The organism is Companilactobacillus furfuricola (assembly GCF_003946325.1).
GTDB lineage: Bacteria > Bacillota > Bacilli > Lactobacillales > Lactobacillaceae > Companilactobacillus > Companilactobacillus furfuricola.
This window is the reverse complement of the sequence record NZ_RHNT01000021.1, coordinates 1-16,150: the sequence shown is the minus strand read 5'-3', so window position 1 is coordinate 16,150 and position 16,150 is coordinate 1. Positions and strand designations below refer to the sequence as shown.

12 protein-coding genes are annotated in these 16,150 nt (G+C 38.0%); 6 read left to right on the top strand and 6 right to left on the bottom strand.

The window, feature by feature from the left end; all coding sequences use genetic code 11:
- Nucleotides 1-103 precede the first annotated feature (103 nt).
- Together EKM78_RS12635 and ppsA are read left to right on the top strand one after the other, a co-directional pair.
- Nucleotides 104-259, top strand: a complete 156-nt coding sequence (locus EKM78_RS12635; RefSeq protein ID WP_164507242.1) for a hypothetical protein — start codon at nucleotides 104-106, stop codon at nucleotides 257-259.
- Nucleotides 260-903: 644 nt separating this feature from the next.
- Nucleotides 904-3,309, top strand: coding sequence for a phosphoenolpyruvate synthase (gene ppsA / locus EKM78_RS07120; protein WP_125770802.1), 2,406 nt, complete (start codon nucleotides 904-906; stop codon nucleotides 3,307-3,309).
- Nucleotides 3,310-3,478: 169 nt separating this feature from the next.
- Here ppsA and glyA read toward each other — a convergent pair whose 3' ends face one another.
- The gene (gene glyA / locus EKM78_RS07115) at nucleotides 3,479-4,708 is read right to left on the bottom strand and encodes a serine hydroxymethyltransferase (protein WP_125770800.1); all 1,230 of its coding nucleotides are present in this window, start codon (nucleotides 4,706-4,708) and stop codon (nucleotides 3,479-3,481) included.
- Between the two features lie 11 nt (nucleotides 4,709-4,719).
- Entirely contained in the window at nucleotides 4,720-5,517 is a 798-nt protein-coding gene (locus tag EKM78_RS07110; RefSeq protein ID WP_125770798.1) for a DNA/RNA non-specific endonuclease, read from the bottom strand.
- 170 nt (nucleotides 5,518-5,687) lie between these two features.
- Here EKM78_RS07110 and EKM78_RS07105 point away from each other — a divergent pair, with 170 nt between their 5' ends.
- Nucleotides 5,688-7,043: an FAD-dependent oxidoreductase gene (locus EKM78_RS07105; RefSeq protein ID WP_125770796.1), complete on the top strand. Its 1,356-nt coding sequence runs from the start codon at nucleotides 5,688-5,690 to the stop codon at nucleotides 7,041-7,043.
- Nucleotides 7,044-7,787: 744 nt separating this feature from the next.
- On the top strand, nucleotides 7,788-8,567 hold the full coding sequence (locus EKM78_RS07100) for an NEAT domain-containing protein (RefSeq protein WP_164507241.1): 780 nt from the start codon (nucleotides 7,788-7,790) through the stop codon (nucleotides 8,565-8,567).
- Between the two features lie 419 nt (nucleotides 8,568-8,986).
- Here the strand turns inward: EKM78_RS07100 and htpX are convergent, their stop codons facing one another.
- Nucleotides 8,987-9,898, bottom strand: coding sequence for a zinc metalloprotease HtpX (htpX, locus tag EKM78_RS07095; protein WP_125770792.1), 912 nt, complete (start codon nucleotides 9,896-9,898; stop codon nucleotides 8,987-8,989).
- A gap of 13 nt (nucleotides 9,899-9,911) precedes the next feature.
- Nucleotides 9,912-10,463: a LemA family protein gene (locus tag EKM78_RS07090; RefSeq protein ID WP_125770790.1), complete on the bottom strand. Its 552-nt coding sequence runs from the start codon at nucleotides 10,461-10,463 to the stop codon at nucleotides 9,912-9,914.
- 188 nt (nucleotides 10,464-10,651) lie between these two features.
- Between EKM78_RS07090 and EKM78_RS07085 the strand changes: the two genes are divergently transcribed.
- Together EKM78_RS07085 and EKM78_RS07080 are read left to right on the top strand one after the other, a co-directional pair.
- Nucleotides 10,652-11,755, top strand: a complete 1,104-nt coding sequence (locus EKM78_RS07085; protein WP_125770788.1) for a serine hydrolase domain-containing protein — start codon at nucleotides 10,652-10,654, stop codon at nucleotides 11,753-11,755.
- Nucleotides 11,756-11,904: 149 nt separating this feature from the next.
- Nucleotides 11,905-12,198, top strand: coding sequence for a hypothetical protein (locus tag EKM78_RS07080; RefSeq protein WP_125770786.1), 294 nt, complete (start codon nucleotides 11,905-11,907; stop codon nucleotides 12,196-12,198).
- A gap of 664 nt (nucleotides 12,199-12,862) precedes the next feature.
- On the opposite strand, the gene EKM78_RS07075 is transcribed toward EKM78_RS07080, so the two are convergent.
- Together EKM78_RS07075 and EKM78_RS07070 are read right to left on the bottom strand one after the other, a co-directional pair.
- Nucleotides 12,863-14,602 (bottom strand): glycosyltransferase family 39 protein, encoded by a 1,740-nt coding sequence (locus EKM78_RS07075; RefSeq protein ID WP_125770784.1) that lies wholly within the window; start codon nucleotides 14,600-14,602, stop codon nucleotides 12,863-12,865.
- A 23-nt stretch (nucleotides 14,603-14,625) separates the two neighbouring features.
- Nucleotides 14,626-15,828, bottom strand: a complete 1,203-nt coding sequence (locus tag EKM78_RS07070; RefSeq protein WP_245994899.1) for a glycosyltransferase — start codon at nucleotides 15,826-15,828, stop codon at nucleotides 14,626-14,628.
- Nucleotides 15,829-16,150: the final 322 nt, after the last annotated feature.

Sequence of the window (16,150 nt, the reverse complement as noted above, 5' to 3'; positions counted from 1 at the left end):
GTTCGGTCTTTTTTTATAAAGATGTAAGAGAGCTATGGCTGCATTGAAGCGTTTTATTTTGCTGGAGTTCTGTTAGTTTGTTTGGTTAGGTTGAGGTAGTAGTTTGTTTGTACGTTCAATGCCGACTCCGGGGCCCAGGGATACAGACGCTGGAACGTGGTGGGCACATTTTGAACCAATCGAGCAAAGGGCGCTCGCTTGTTTCAAAACTGCACCTTCATCTAAGCTCCTTCGTCGCCAAGATGAATTTCACCACTGAGGTCTGTATCCCCGGGTCCCTCCGTCTAAATAGTGACATAATCCCCCCCTTTGGTTGAGTTTTACCGATTTATTTTGTGCAAATTGGCACTGTTTGCTCGTCCTATTTCTCACATGTCTATCTCAGGCTTTATCTATTCTGGTGGGAGTAGGGGTTTCCTTGTTTTGCTAGGATATAAACTCTATCTAGATCACTGACTCTTTTCTCGGTTCGCGGGACTTTGCTCCGCTCATCTTTGTTTCCTGACTTACATTGCTGCTGTGATCTTTCTTTCCTTTTTGGTTATATAAGAGTTTCTATTCTTTTTGTTCTCTTGCTTTTGATTCTTGCTCGCGCGCTCGTTCCTCGTGCTCTTGCCTTGTTCTTTTATCTAGTTTTTCCTCAATATATTCGAATAATCGGCAGATTTTGTCTCATTTAGAAAAAATTAATAAAATATTTTTGTGGTCACATTTATTGATATGGCGGGATATATACCGTCATATTTTTATATATGACGTATTATATTTTTCGGAATGTTAAATTTACACTTAATATTTTGCAAGAAAAGACTTACAATATAGTTGTAATCGTTTTCACAAATTAATTGGTTTTTTGTTTGGAAGGCATTACATGTGATTATTTGCAAGGAGGGAAAAATTATCATGAGTAGTCAAGATACAGCAAATGTTTTATGGTTCAACGAATTGCATCGTAAGGATGTTAACTTAGTTGGTGGTAAATCGTCATCGCTAGGGGAAATGACATCTGAAATGGACGTTCCAGTACCGTATGGTTATGCAACCACAGCACACGCATATCGGTACTTCATGGATAAGACAGGATTGAACGATGACGTTAATGCGTTGTTGGATAGTATTAAGGATTATGAAAATTCTGAAGAACTTCACACTGCCTGTGAAAAGATTCGTAATTTGATTGTTGATGCAAAGATGCCGGATGATCTTGCTAAGGAAATCAAGAAATCATACGATGAGCTCTCAGAAAAAGTAGGCCAAAAAGATCCGTTCGTTGCTATTCGTTCCTCTGCTACAGCTGAAGACTTGCCAGATGCTTCTTTTGCAGGTCAACAAGAATCGTATTTAAATATTAAAGGTGGAGACGATGTTGTACAACGTGTTCAAGAATGTTACTCGTCATTGTTCACTGATCGTGCAACTTATTATCGTCACAAGCAAAACTTCCCATATGAAAAAGTTGCTCTTTCAGCAGCTGTTCAAATGATGGTCTTCTCAAAGGCTTCAGGTGTTATGTTCTCAGTTAACGTTGCTAATGGTGACGAATCTCAGATCGTTATCGATGGTATTTATGGTTTAGGAGAATATATCGTTTTAGGTAAGGTTACACCTGACCACTTTGTTATCGATAAGAAGACGATGAAGATCGTTGATAGAAGTATCATCAAGAAACCAATTCAATTGCTTAGAAAAGAAAACGGTGGTACTTACGAAGAAGAAGTACCCGAAGATATTCAAGACAAACCAGTTTTAACTGATGAACAAGTTATTGAATTAGCTGGTTATGTTAAAAAAGTTGAAGACCACTATGGTTGTTTAATGGATATGGAATATGCTTTGGATGAAAACACTAACAAGTTGTGGATCGTTCAAGCTCGTCCAGAGACTGTTTGGTCACAAAGAAATAAAGATAAAGATAATGATTCACAAGAGGATGATAACGTGGTATCAGAAAGTGATGCAGAAGTAGCAGTACGTGGATTGCCAGCAAGTCCTGGTCTTTCAAGTGGTGTTGTTCATGTGATCGATGATCCGAAGGATATTGATCAATTCAAGAAGGGTGAAGTCTTGGTAACATTGATGACATCTCCTGACTGGGTACCAGCAATGAAGAAAGCTGCTGCTATTATTACTAATAATGGTGGTATGACTTGTCACGCTGCTATCGTATCTCGTGAAATGCAGATTCCTTGTATCGTTGGTACTAAGAGTAAATCAGTCGCAGCTACAGAAACATTCAAGACTGGTGATGTAGTTACCGTCGATGCTAAAAATGGTGTGGTATATCGTGGCAAAGTTAATAGCTTACTTAAGAAGGACACACCACAAGCAGCAGCTGGCGGTCAAGTTGTTGCTGCAGAAACATTTGCTCCAACGGCAACTCGAGTAATGATGAACTTAGGTGACCCAGATCTAGCTGATAAATATTCAACACTTCCTGCAGACGGTATTGGTCTTATGCGTGAAGAGTTCTTATGGACTACCTTTATCCACGAACATCCACTATATTTGATTGAAACAGGCCGTCCTGAAAAAGTTGTCAACATGCTTGCAGATGGTATTGCTAAAGTAGCACGTGCCATGGCACCAAGACCTGTTGTCTTACGTCTATCAGACTTTAAGTCCAGCGAATATCGTAACTTAAAGGGTGGCGATAAATATGAACCACATGAACCAGCAGATCTTTTAGGTTGGCGTGGTGCTTCACGTTACTACGATCCTAAATATGTTGAAGCTTTCAAACTAGAATTAGCTGCTGTTAAGAAGGTTCGTGACGAATTCGGATTAACTAACTTGAATATTATGATCCCATTCGTTAGAACAGTCGATGAGGCTAAGAAGGTTACTGATATTATCAGCGGAGAAGGTTTAGTACGTGGTGCAGACTTCAAGATCTACATGATGGCTGAAATTCCTTCTAATATTATCTTGGCAGATCAATTCAACAAATACGTTGATGGTTACTCAATCGGATCGAATGACTTAGCTATGTTGATCTTAGGCTGTGATCGTAATAACGATACAGTTGCCAGCTTATTCGATGAACGTAACTTAGCTGTAAAACGGGCAATCCGTCACTTGATCAAAGCAGCTCACAAAGATGGTAGAACTGTATCCATTTGTGGACAGGCACCATCAGAGTATCCAGAATTTACTAACTTCTTGATCCAAAGCGGAATTGATTATGTTTCAGTAAATCCTGATATGGTTAAAGAAACTAAACGCAACGTTGCTCACTTCGAACAGAGAATTATGCTTGATAAGGCAACAGGGCGTGGAATCCAAGATCCAACTGACTATAGTTGGGAATAAGCTATTGTATGTATGAGAATGCCATTTTGGCATTCTCTTTTTTTTTACAGTTATTATTTTCAACCGATAAAAGAAAATGCGTTTAGAAATGGAAAAAATTGTTAGCATTTGAAAACTATGTTCGAAAAAAAAGAGCTAGCCGCTTGGCTAACTCTTGAGTGAATTTTGATTAATCTACAGGATGCTTGTCTGTTAATGCTTTTGTTCTTGCATCTAATTCTTGAAGTTTGTCTTTATCATCGTGATACTTGATCGCATCGACGATGATGTGTGCTACTTCTCTAGAGTCGTCTTCGTCGAAGCCACGACTTGTAATAGCGGGTGTTCCTAAACGAAGTCCAGAAGTTAGTTTTGGTGGCAATGGATCATTTGGGATGGCTTCTTTGTTAGTTGTAATGTGGATCGAATCTAGTAAGTTTTGAACTTCCATTCCGTTTAGATCAGTATCTGTTAATACCACGTTCAATAGATGATTGTCTGTTCCGCCAGTCAAGACTGATAGATCATCAGCATCATTGATTACTTCAGCCATTGCTGCAGCGTTCTTGATTACTTGTTCGATATAAGTCTTGAATTCTGGTTGAAGATCTTCACCGAAGGCAACGGCTTTAGCAGCAATCACGTGTTCTAGTGGTCCACCTTGTGTGCCAGGGAATACTGCAGAATTGATCTTTTTGCCAAGTTCTTCTTTAGCGAGGATCATTCCACCACGAGGTCCACGGAGTGTCTTGTGTGTTGTAGTAGTTACGATATCAGCCACACCAACAGGTGATGGGTGTAATCCAACAGCAACTAGTCCAGCGATATGGGCCATGTCGACCATCAACAAAGCGTTGACAGAATCAGCAATTTTCCGGAACTTGTTAAAGTCGATCACACGACTGTATGCTGAAGCACCAGCAACAATAAGCTTAGGTTTAACTTCTTCAGCGATTTTTTGGACATCATCGTAGTCGATGAATCCTTCATCGTTAACACCGTATGAATGAAATTCATACATTTTACCTGAGAAGTTGACTTTTGAGCCGTGAGTCAAATGACCACCAGCATTTAGATCCATACCTAAAACTTTGTCGCCAGGTTTTAAGACTGCTTGATAAGCTGCAGCGTTGGCTTGAGAACCAGAGTGAGGTTGAACATTAACATATTCAGCATTGAACAATTTCTTGGCACGGTCGATCGCAATTTGTTCGATTTGGTCGATGAATTCACAACCACCATAATAGCGTTTGCCAGGATATCCTTCAGCGTATTTGTTAGTTAAAACTGAACCTTGAGCTTGACGAACATTATCTGAAACAATGTTTTCTGATGCAATAAGTTCGATGTTACGGTTTTGACGACCTTCTTCTTTTTGAATAAGATCAAAAATTTCTTTATCACCATTACTGTATTTCATTGAACCACTCCTTAGTTATTATTTACAACACTTGTACCATCAGCATAATTGATATTCACGTTTTTCTCAACATTGAAAATGTATACATTAAAAATAATTTGTTTATCAGAGTTGCCGTTTTGGTCTAATGATTGCGCCATCATCTGCACGCCTCTAGCGAGTAGCTCGTTTCCACGATAGATCGGCTTAACTCGATAACGGATGTAATTGTTCGGATTTTGCTTTAAATAATCGGCAATGTCATCTTCATGATTCAACATTTCTGGAGAATTTAACGATCGTGTACCGGTCATTAAATTCTTCGGATTATTGTTCTGACCAGTCAATTGATAACCGATCAAATGGGAACGATTATATAGCCAGCCCCCGTTGATCCGCTTATTATGCCAACCAGTCGGATTGACATAGAGCGCTTCTCGTTTAGCAGTTGGCATCAAACTCCGATTTAATAAGGCATCAGCTTGAACGGCACGGTTAAGATTATCTAAATCAGCAAAACTCTGCCAAGCACCTTTGCTGACGTTGAGGTCCTCTTTAGTGAAAGTCGGTTGATTATTGTTGACTGTGACTTCCTGTTGACCATTATAGTTTAATTTTGCCAGTTCTGACGATGATTTAGCATCGGTTTGACTAGTTTTATTCTGATCAGCGTCAGATCCTTGATAAGTTTGGTAGGCTCCTGATCCACCAGCGATGATCAAAACCAAAGACAGGGTGATGAGCTTTTTGCGTGTTCGTTTCTTAGGCTTCGCTAACCAAGTCGTGACTAATAAGATCAATCCCAGTGCTATTAAAAGTAGCATGTACATGTAGTAGTATCCCTCCATTAGTGAATAAATTAAATGTGCGGTCAAACTTGATATAACAAGCTTACATTGTCTAATTTTATCATAAAACGACCGTATGTTCGTATCTGTTTTACTTGAAAAATGTTATTTATAAAGTTATGGTTTATTTATAAATAAGAGGAGGTTTCTATATGAAAGTTATTGTAGTAGGTTCATCTCATGGTGGGTACGAAACGGTCGAAGGACTTCTCAAACAAAAACCCGACACAGAGATTCAATGGTATGAAAAAGGTGACTTCTTGTCATTCTTGTCATGCGGTATGCAATTATATCTCGAGGGTAAAGTTAAAAAGGTCAATAGCGTCAGTTATGCCACACCAGAGGAAATGTCAAAGAAGGGTGTCTCAGTCTTTCTTCAACAAGAAATTACTAAGATCGATCCTGAGAAGCATGAAGTTGAAGTGGTCAACCATGTTGATAATTCAACTCGAACCGAAAAGTACGACAAATTAGTTTTGAGTGCCGGCGCTGTCCCAACACAGATCCCTGTTGAAGGTTCAGATTTGAAAAACATCTATTCCATGCGTGGACGTGACTGGGCGATTAAACTTAAAGCTAGAACAGTTGACCCAACGATCAATAATGTTGTCGTAGTTGGATCAGGTTATATCGGTAATGAAGCTACTGAAGCCTTCGCTAAAGCAGGCATGAATGTCACTGTGATCGATATTTTGCCACGTGTCTTAGGAACTTATTTGGATCCAGAATTTACTGATATTTTAGCTAAAAATATGGAAGAGCACGGCGTAACGATTGCTGCTGGTGAATCAGTCAAGAAATTCATTGGCAAAGATGGTAAGGTCACCCAAGTTGAGACAGATAAGGGCACTTATGATGCTGATTTAGTTATCGAGGCTGCCGGAGTTCGTCCTAACACGAAGTGGTTACAAGATGTACTCAAATTAAATGAAGATGGTACTATTTTCACTGATGAATACATGCAAACTAGTCAAAAAGATATTTTTGCTGTAGGCGATGCCACACATCTTAAATTCTTACCAACAGATGGAGATACACACATTGCGTTAGCAACTAATGCTCGTCGTCAAGGTAGGATCGCTGCATTGAACTTAGAAAAACCAACTAGAAAATTCCCAGGTGTTTCAGGATCATCAGCATTAACAGTCTTTGACTACAAATTTGCATCAACTGGTATTAAAGATGCTACCGCTGAAGCATATGGTGCTAATGTTAAGTCTGTCTTTGTAACTGATTTATATCGTCCAAAATTTGTTCCAGAATCAGAGAACGCCAAGGTTTACTTTAAGTTGACCTATGATGCCGACAGCCATGTTGTTGTTGGTGCACAAATTATGTCTAAACAAGATGTAACTGCTAATATTAATGCCATTTCGGTTGCTATCCAAGCTAAGATGAAAATCGAAGATCTCGAATACGCTGACTTCTTCTTCCAACCAGGCTTTGATCGTCCATGGAATATCATTAACGTAGCAGCTCAACAAGCAGTTTTGAATGAAAATAAATAATGAATTTGACTGATAGATGAATCTCATGTAAGTCAAATTAAGTTGATAGGAAGTAAAGCAGTGTTGTCAAATGGCAATGCTGTTTTTTTTATATGTGAGGCAGGGGAAGTAAGAAAAAGCTGGTTTGGGATTTTTGCGGAAAAAATTGATTTGTGAAATTGTGTTAGTTGGTTCGTGTTTTTTTGTTTAAACTGCAGATTTTGGGTGATCTGTCCGTTTTTAACAGCTAAACTTGCTGAATAAAAATACTGCTTTCTATATCTGTTTGTTAAATCTGTAGTGGTTTTGATAGAGTTGTCTATGTTTATCCTCAAGGATGTTGAAACGAGCTCCAGGCGACAGCGGCCTCCGGTTAACACAGGTAGTCGCGGCACTTCGTATTTGATATGAACTAGAGCTATCCATTTTTGATGACTAAACTTGCTGCAACTTGGATAGTGCTGTTTATTTTTATCCTCAAGGATGTTGAAACGAGCTCCGCGAGGTAGCGGCCTCCGGTTAACACAGGTAGTCGCGGCACTGCTTCGCAGCACCTTGTGCGACTACATGCGTTAATCCTCAGCAGCTGACCGTCGCCTTCCGCTCTCTGTGCTTAAATCCTCAGCAGCTGACCGTCACCTTCCGCTCTCTGTGCTTGTTGTTTATCGAAATTGATAGTTTAATAAATAAAAATGTGGAATTGTCTTTCATGATCTTTATTTGTCTAGTAAAATAATGATAATAGGATATGTTAAGAGGGGTATTATGAAAAATAAAAAACTGCTATCGTTTTTACTTACTTTTTCATTAATTTTTATTAGCGGTTTGATTTGGTCTGACAAGGCTGATGCTGTTTCTTTGCAGTATCAAGTTGTTCAACCTAATGGTCAAACTAGTCATGCGGATCAGTATATGGATAAACCGGCTAATGTTGTGATCCAAAATGGAAAGTATTATGTTTCGATGACATCATCAGTGCCTTCTTGGATCGGTTCTCATCCGGTGACTTACACTAGTATCAATAATGGAGATGGGCAGATCGTAAATAATGCCCATGGTGCTTCATTTAAATTTTCAACGACTAACTTAAATCAATTGATCCCGGTGACAATGCATCTGGATGTTAAAGTTGCGAATGTAAATATGGATGCTCTAGTTTATTTAAAGTTTTTGAATGTCCCGGCTTTAGATAGTGGTAGTTCGAATAATACTAATGCTGATTCGAATTCGGATGCTAACGCGGCTTCAGATAGTGGGAATAATGATGCAGCGGCGGCAGATAATTCTGATGATGCGGCAGCACCTAGTGACGATAATAAAAAGGTTAAGGTGGAGAAACCGGTCCAACTTAACAAAGAAGATAAGACTCCTAAAAAAGATGGTAATGACCAGGGGAACGATCCTGATAGTGATTCGGTGATTTATCCAGATAAGGACAAGAAGGATAATAAAGCTAAGAAGACTCATTATGTTGCTTTGGCTTCTGGTACTGTTCTTGTTGTTGCGGTGGTTTCTGGAGTTGTTTATTACTGGAAACGTAAATAGAAATTTGAGGATAAAAAAACAGGCTGTTGTTTTTACAACGCCTGTTTTTTTATGCAAATTTACGTATGTTTGGATTACTTGGGACCGAATGAAACTATGGTGTGTAGTGCGGTTGTGGCTGTGGTTTCTGACATCAGACAGAGCTATCCATTTTTGTTTCAAAACTTGGTGAATAAAATTGAGCTATCTATTTCAACTTGCTAAACTTGCAGCAATTTTGATAGAGGTGTTTATCTTTATCCTCAAGGATGTTGAAACGAGCTCCGCGAGGTAGCGGCCTCCGGTTAACACAGGTAGTCGCGGCACTGCTTCGCAGCACCTTGTGCGACTACCTGCGTTAATCCTCAGCAGCTGACCGACCTCGCTGCGCTCTCTGTGTTTAAATCCTCAGCAGCTGACCGTCGCCTTCCGCTCTCTGTTTAATTAAATGCTTTTTCGAGTCTTTCGATTCTTTTTTCCAATGGTGGGTGAGTTTGAAACCAGCCTTCGAAGCTTTTTTTCTTTTTTGGATCTGAGAAGTAAAGGGCAGCGCTGGCGTCGTCTACTTTTTCCATTGGTCTATCATAAGTTTGTAATTTCTTTAATGCGTTGATCAGACCTTGGGGGTTTTTGGTTAGGTCGGCTCCTGAGGCATCCGCTAGGTATTCACGATTTCTGGAAATGGCCATTTGCACTAAGTTAGCGATAATGGGACCTAGGATCATGAATACTAGACCGACTAACCAGAGTACTAGTCTAACGGCTACCCAACCACTATTTCTGTCATCTCGGTCGTTTCCGAATGGTAAAACAAAGCGGTAAAGGTTTCCGATGATGTTACAGATCAAGATGATGGCTGAAGATAACGCCACCGAGATGGTCGATACTCGAATGTCAAAATTTTTGACGTGGGAGATTTCGTGGGCCATCACACCCTCTAGTTCTTCACGATCCATCAAATCATAAAGTCCTCTAGTTACTGCTACTGCAGCATGTTCCGGATCTCTTCCGGTTGCAAAAGCATTCGAGCTCGGGTCTTCAATGATATAGATTTCTGGTAGTGGAATGTTTGCGACCATCGACATGTCTTCAACGATGTGCCATAATTTTGGAGCGTCACTCGCATTTTCCAATTTCTTAGCATTATTCATCGACATTACGATGCTTGTCGATTGAAAGTAGGTGATAAGTGCATAAATCAAGGCAATACCCATGGAAAAGATAATGCCATACCAAATATTATCAATGAAGAAGTAACCGATGAAGCTACCAATTGCTGCTAAAATGATGAAGAAAACGGCAAATATCAAATACGTTTTCCGTTTGTTGCTATCAATTTGCTGATAAAGCATAATGGTCTCCTAATTAAAATTTAACTTTTGGAGCTTCTTTTTCCGATTCTGGTACAGCAATGTAATCGATAGCTTTAAAATTATGGATCCCGGCAATAATATTACGTGGGAAAGTCTCGATTGCAGTATCGTATTGTTGTACTTGACTATTGTATGCTTGACGAGCGTAAGATACTTTGTTTTCAGTATTTGACAATTCTTCCATCAATGATTGAAATTGTTGGTTAGCCTTTAGATCGGGATAGTTTTCAGACAAAGCAAATACTTGTCTTAAAGCACCAGTCAAGGCATTATCAGCTTCAGCTTTATCTTGTGGTGTCTTAGCATCTACAACTTGATTTCTAGATGCGATCACTTGGCTCAAAGTTTCTTTTTCATGTGTAGCATATCCTTTGACCGTTTCGACCAGGTTAGGGATCAAGTCAGTCCGACGCTTTAGTTGGACATCGATCTGGGAATTAAATTCCTCGGCACGGTTACGGTATTTAACTAAACCGTTGTACATTGCAACGTAAGAAATTCCCAATAAAACTAAAATAACTACGACAATAATTGTTAAAATCATGTTTATCTCCTTAATTGTGATTGCCTATATTTTACCATATTCGATCATGGGGATACTCAATGTCGCTCGTGTTTGCAGTATCAATTCAAGTAAATAATTCCCTTGAATTATGGAATGTATATTCATACATTTGTTTTATTATTCTTATAGATATTTCAATAATGGTTTTTTGAAAAGGACGTTTACAAATGAAAAAAATATATTGTAATTTTGCCATCGTAGTCCTCGTCTTAGCATTAATATTCTCATTCAGCTCGATCCATCATACATCGGCTCAACCCGTCAGAGAAAAGGCGACAGAAAAAATTAGTAAAGCTGATACTTATGATGACAAGATCGATAATTTATTGACTAAAAATAATTTTTGCGGAACGGTCTACGTAGTAAAAAATAATCACGTTTTATATCAAAAGAGTGTTGGATATGCCAATTACGGTCAGAAAATCAAGAATTCAGCGACTTCTTCATATGAAATTGATTCGATTCAAAAGAATTTGACTGCAGGCATTTTGATGACATTAGTTCAACAAGGAAAAGTCAGCTTAGATGATCATCTTTCCAAATATTTTCCAGATGTCAAAGGATCAAATCTGATCACATTGCGACAAATGTTAGATATGGAATCAGGCTTAGTTTTAAAGGGAAATGGTCCTAACAAAGTTTTATCTGATCCCGATTTGATTCAAGCAGATATTCCCAATATTACTTTTTCACGGATCATGTTGAATAAATGGCAATATTCACCGATAAATTTTGTTTTACTAGCTAGGATCATTGAAAAAGTGACGGGTCAAACTTATAAACAAGCTTTCACGCAAACTTACATTGATAAATTGGATCTTAAACATACGACTTTTGCTTATGGAAGCGACAATGGCGTCAACAAAGCCCAAGGATATACGAATAAAATCCCATTATCAGGTAGCTTAAACTATCATAATCCTTATATCACCACTCCAGCACAAACTCATAATGAATTAGGGACTGGTCAAGTATTTATGAGTCCAAGCGACCTGTTCAAAGTTGAGAATTATATCGTTAGTGGTGATTTGTTGACCAAAGAATCACGCGACACATTGTTTATTCCTGCTAGCGTTAGCACGTATGGTGGGGGCTTTTACAATAACCATAACAGTCATTCAGCAAACGGATGGGGATACGGCTTTCAGTCAGTTGTCCACATCTCGGATGACGGTCAAACTGCCGTTATTGTCATGAGTAATTATCAAAGATTAGCCAATGATATCAAACCAATGGCGGGTCAAATTTACACGATTACGCAGCAACAATAAAAATCTGATTTACAATCAAAAAAATCTTGGTTATCATTTTAAGTATCGAACTAGCACGATATTGGTCGGAATTATTTTTTGGGGAACTGTGAATAGCAGTTGATTATACGAACGTATGTTCGTATAATGTGTTTTAAGGGGTGCTTAAAATGAACAAAGTGATATTAAATGACTTCATAACTGAATTTAACAAAAGATATAATGCTAAGACCTTCGCAAGTATCGAAGTAATTAATAATGATTCACTGGACGAATCATCGATTTTTATCAAGCAAACAGGGGCTACCGATTATCAATTGAAGCAAATTTATTCGATCTCACCAATGAATACCAAATCTGTAAATGTGATCTTACAAGAAGCAGCCAAATTATTACCATTTGACGGTTATTATCTACACGCAAAATCGTCCACGCAGGAATCGGATTTTGTTAAATTGGTCTAATTACAACCGTTTTCATTCCTAATGTAATAGGGATTATGAATATGATAATTTAAATTGTTACGGTAACATTATATTTAAATTATTTTATTTAAAATTAGCTTAAAATTGTAGACATATTTTTCCAGAATAGCGATAATAGAAATAGATAAATGAGATTCATTTATCAGAGAATCATAGTTTCTAGGTAGTACTTAGTAGTACCTTTTTACCAACACAAAAACCCCCCTACTCATTTCGGTGAGCAGGGGGGTTTTTGTATCTTAAAGAAATACCTGAATAATTTTCCTAGAAAATGCAGTTAAACATAACTGAACATTATAATTTAGGGGAAATGCCCAACTATTTGTAAAATTTAAAATAAATTTGATAAGAAAAACACCTCGTGATAACATAAACATGTTGTACAACAAATATGAGTAAAAGGAGGAGCATATTATGACATTCTTGACAAACATCATCTCATCATTGGGAACATTTAATAGTTCAATAGGATCAGCATTTAGCACCCTATTTTCATCACTATTCAGTGGATTGACATCAAGTAATTAATTCATAATATGTTTACACCTTGAGATCATAAGTTTTGTATTTGGGAAGAGGTCAAAAAGCCTCACAAAAACAGCGCTAGGGAAAATTCCTCAGCGCTGTTTTTGTGTAAAAAGGCTCAAATAGTTAACACAATTTTAAATTTATTGCGTCGTTCAGTGAGTATCTTGACTCCCATACCTAAAATTAAGACCAATGGGATATAGAGAATAGCATGATATCGGCCCTGCACTTCGAAGAGCATCGATCCTAAAATAAAGCCATCTAACAAGAGTGCTAGATAAAATAATTTATTTTGAAGCTCGATCCCATTTTTGAATGCTGGAGCAAACAGCAAGATAAAGCTCATGGCGAAAATTGATAGGATCAAAATAAATTCAAAGAATATTACAGACAGCGCGATCAAAGGCTTGCGCATGTTATAAAATGTTTTTGCATGACGATTATTTTTGTAAGTGTTGTAAAGCAACCAATTGTATCCATAATCTTCTGAAGAAAACAGAGTGTATTTCTTATCAATGAATGAAGACCAACTTTCTTTGCGTTGCAATTCTTCAATATTATTATGGATCTGCGCATTTAGTTGTTGGTCAACGTGACGGTCACGTAAGTTAGGATCTTTGTATTTCTTAAAATTATTATTCATGATCTGATAAATATCGCTATTATAAGCTCCATTAGTCTGCGGTGAAGTCCCGGTAGCTAGACTATATTTGTTTTGGTTAGACGTTGATCCGATCGGCAGGTGATAAATTGCCGAATAAATATTTGGTGATAAAGCACTAAAAACCATAAAGATGGCGAAGAATCCTAAGAAGTAAGAATATCGTTTCCAGAGGAACTTTTTGGCGTCCGGTTCTTCATTTCTGCGAAAAATCAAGAACAATAAACCTGCTACCAGCCAAATAGCGATCGTGGGCCGAACCATGTAGGCTAAGACTGACAAAAGAAACATACTGACTACGCTAGTTAACCAACGGATGTTTGAAGTTTGAGAATTGCGCTTCATAAAAGTATCAAATGTTACTAACAGACCTAAAACGAATGTCAGAAACATCGGTTCAGCACCGTTTAAAATACCATATAAGAAATAAGCAGGGATAAATGAGAAAATCATGGCTGCAAAAATACCAGCTTGTTTGTTAACAACGGAAGCACATAATTTGTAGATCAGTAGACCATCGAAGAAAGTGATCGCAATATTGAGCAACTGTGAAGTGATGAAATTCGTTCCGATCAAGGAATACGGGATCGAATACAACAAGGCAATATTCAAAACATGCGGCCAGTTAGAATTAACGCCGATCAAAGATTGAGTCCAAGGGATGCCTGAAGCTTTAGCATAGGCAAAATAATGATAATTCCAGTAGTCGGACGTTGGGCCGATCTTGTAACTCAAAATCAAAAACACTTTGATCAAGGCGATCGCCAAGAGAACGATCACCAGAAATACAAATGATTTATTGCTAATATATGATGCGGTCAAATATGAAAATACAAATAATAATACCGTGACCAGGGTCATTGAGAAAAGCTCTAGACCTAGGTTTCCAGTCAAGGCCGAACCTTTCCAAGTGGCAACCGTCATCATGATCAAAAGAAAGATAGCTACTAAAATGGCGATCGATTGGCCTAATCGCTTGAGGCTGTCTCTAGTAGCATCGGTAAAGAAGTTGACTGTAAACCTTTTTTGGGCAGATCTAGTAGAGGTTCGAGAATTAATATTTGGACCAAAAGTCGTTCCCGGATCCAAAGCTTCGATACTTGCGTAATTTAACTGCTGATTTCTTTTTTGTCGATTGTGGCGTGCGGTGGTACGTAAACTAGTGGAATAACTGCGCGAGAATGGATCATTCATCTATAGTCACCCCCAGTGAAATATTATTGTCCATGAACTGTTTTAGCCCAGGAGTTTTTACCAGTAATCAAATAGAAAAATGCAACGTATGGGATAAACGACAAAATAATGTTATAAACAATACATTGCCAAGCTCTTAAGATACAAGCAAAAATTGAAAGATCAGTAGTATTTTGAAAGTATTCAATAGCCATCATTAACCAAATCATCAGGGTAAAAATTATAACGATCGAAAAAACAATGATCACGGGTAAAGATTTTTTGGTAAAGATATTTCCGAATTGCACGAGGATCGAGCAAATATTTGCGAAGTTCAATAACATACTGAAAAAAGGTAGTGTTAAAAACAACGATAGATCGATCTTGACTCCGGTGTTGATGTGAGGCGAAGTGATGATCGAAGATAAGTATTTGATAAAGCATTGCATAGATCCTTCACACCAACGGATCCGTTGAACTAGCAACGGTCTTAATTTTGTGACAGCCTCTTGATAAACGATCGCAGTAGGTAGAAATAGAGCACGATGTTGTTTAAATAACCCCCGAACGGTAAATTCGAAATCTTCAAGCAAAGTATTTCCCCAACGGACTGCAAGCGCCATTTCAAGGGTCAAAAATTGACCATTTCCACTAGCGATAGCTTGGCCGAGACGGTTGCGACTTTCTTGCATAAAGGAGTTGGCCCCAAGAAATTCAATATCTTGCATTTTTGACAACCAGTTGAAATCACGGCGATTCATACCAACGGCTGTTTGGACCATGCTGACGGGATTGTTTTCGAAGGCACCGATGACCGAAGTCATAGCTTTAGCAGTCATAAAACCGTCGGCATCGATGATGCCAATAATTGTATGCCGATCATCTTGTTGACGATTTAAGCGAGAAATATAATTTAAGCCATAATTTAAAGCTGCACCTTTACCTTGTTGAGCATTAGGAAATTGTCGAGCAAGTACGTGGACATTAGTGCGGATACCCATTGTCGCGGACCGAATAGTGTTGATATTATTCAAGGTATTATCGTTGGATGCATCGTCGATCAAGATAATATTAGGATTGATGGTATAGTCAACATTGTTAAGTTCATTAATTAGATTGTTGACATATGAGAAAATAGTGTTTTCCTCATTTAGCAACGGAACCATAATGTATAGGTCATATGGTGTATTCTTTTTTTGACTTTTAACATCACGAACTCGTTCGAAGTTAAAAATCGTAAACCACAATAATTAACAGACAAATGTTGTTAGTGAGAGGATTAAAAGGATATTTGTGAATATTAATATGATTATCACCTCCTAATAAATTACATATATCAAGTGATAACTATTCTAGTTTCATCTTACGCCTAATTAATATCATTAACTATATATTACAACTAAATCATAGTAATAATTTTTATAATTTTGCAAAAAAAATGAGGCTGTGACATAAGTCTCCAAAAAAGGGTGTTGTATTAGAACCGTCAGGTTCTGATACAACACCCTTTTTGATATAATTATATGTATAAAAAAGAGCATCGGTCGCACCCGATACTCTAAGTACTTC

What these genes read in the sequence shown, in the direction of transcription:
- ppsA (WP_125770802.1), top strand. Translation starts at nt 904, where the DNA reads ATGAGTAGTCAAGATACAGCAAATGTTTTATGGTTCAACGAATTGCAT.
- glyA (WP_125770800.1), bottom strand. Translation starts at nt 4,708, where the DNA reads ATGAAATACAGTAATGGTGATAAAGAAATTTTTGATCTTATTCAAAAA.
- EKM78_RS07110 (WP_125770798.1), bottom strand. Translation starts at nt 5,517, where the DNA reads ATGTACATGCTACTTTTAATAGCACTGGGATTGATCTTATTAGTCACG.
- EKM78_RS07105 (WP_125770796.1), top strand. Translation starts at nt 5,688, where the DNA reads ATGAAAGTTATTGTAGTAGGTTCATCTCATGGTGGGTACGAAACGGTC.
- EKM78_RS07100 (WP_164507241.1), top strand. Translation starts at nt 7,788, where the DNA reads ATGAAAAATAAAAAACTGCTATCGTTTTTACTTACTTTTTCATTAATT.
- htpX (WP_125770792.1), bottom strand. Translation starts at nt 9,898, where the DNA reads ATGCTTTATCAGCAAATTGATAGCAACAAACGGAAAACGTATTTGATA.
- EKM78_RS07090 (WP_125770790.1), bottom strand. Translation starts at nt 10,463, where the DNA reads ATGATTTTAACAATTATTGTCGTAGTTATTTTAGTTTTATTGGGAATT.
- EKM78_RS07085 (WP_125770788.1), top strand. Translation starts at nt 10,652, where the DNA reads ATGAAAAAAATATATTGTAATTTTGCCATCGTAGTCCTCGTCTTAGCA.
- EKM78_RS07080 (WP_125770786.1), top strand. Translation starts at nt 11,905, where the DNA reads ATGAACAAAGTGATATTAAATGACTTCATAACTGAATTTAACAAAAGA.
- EKM78_RS07075 (WP_125770784.1), bottom strand. Translation starts at nt 14,602, where the DNA reads ATGAATGATCCATTCTCGCGCAGTTATTCCACTAGTTTACGTACCACC.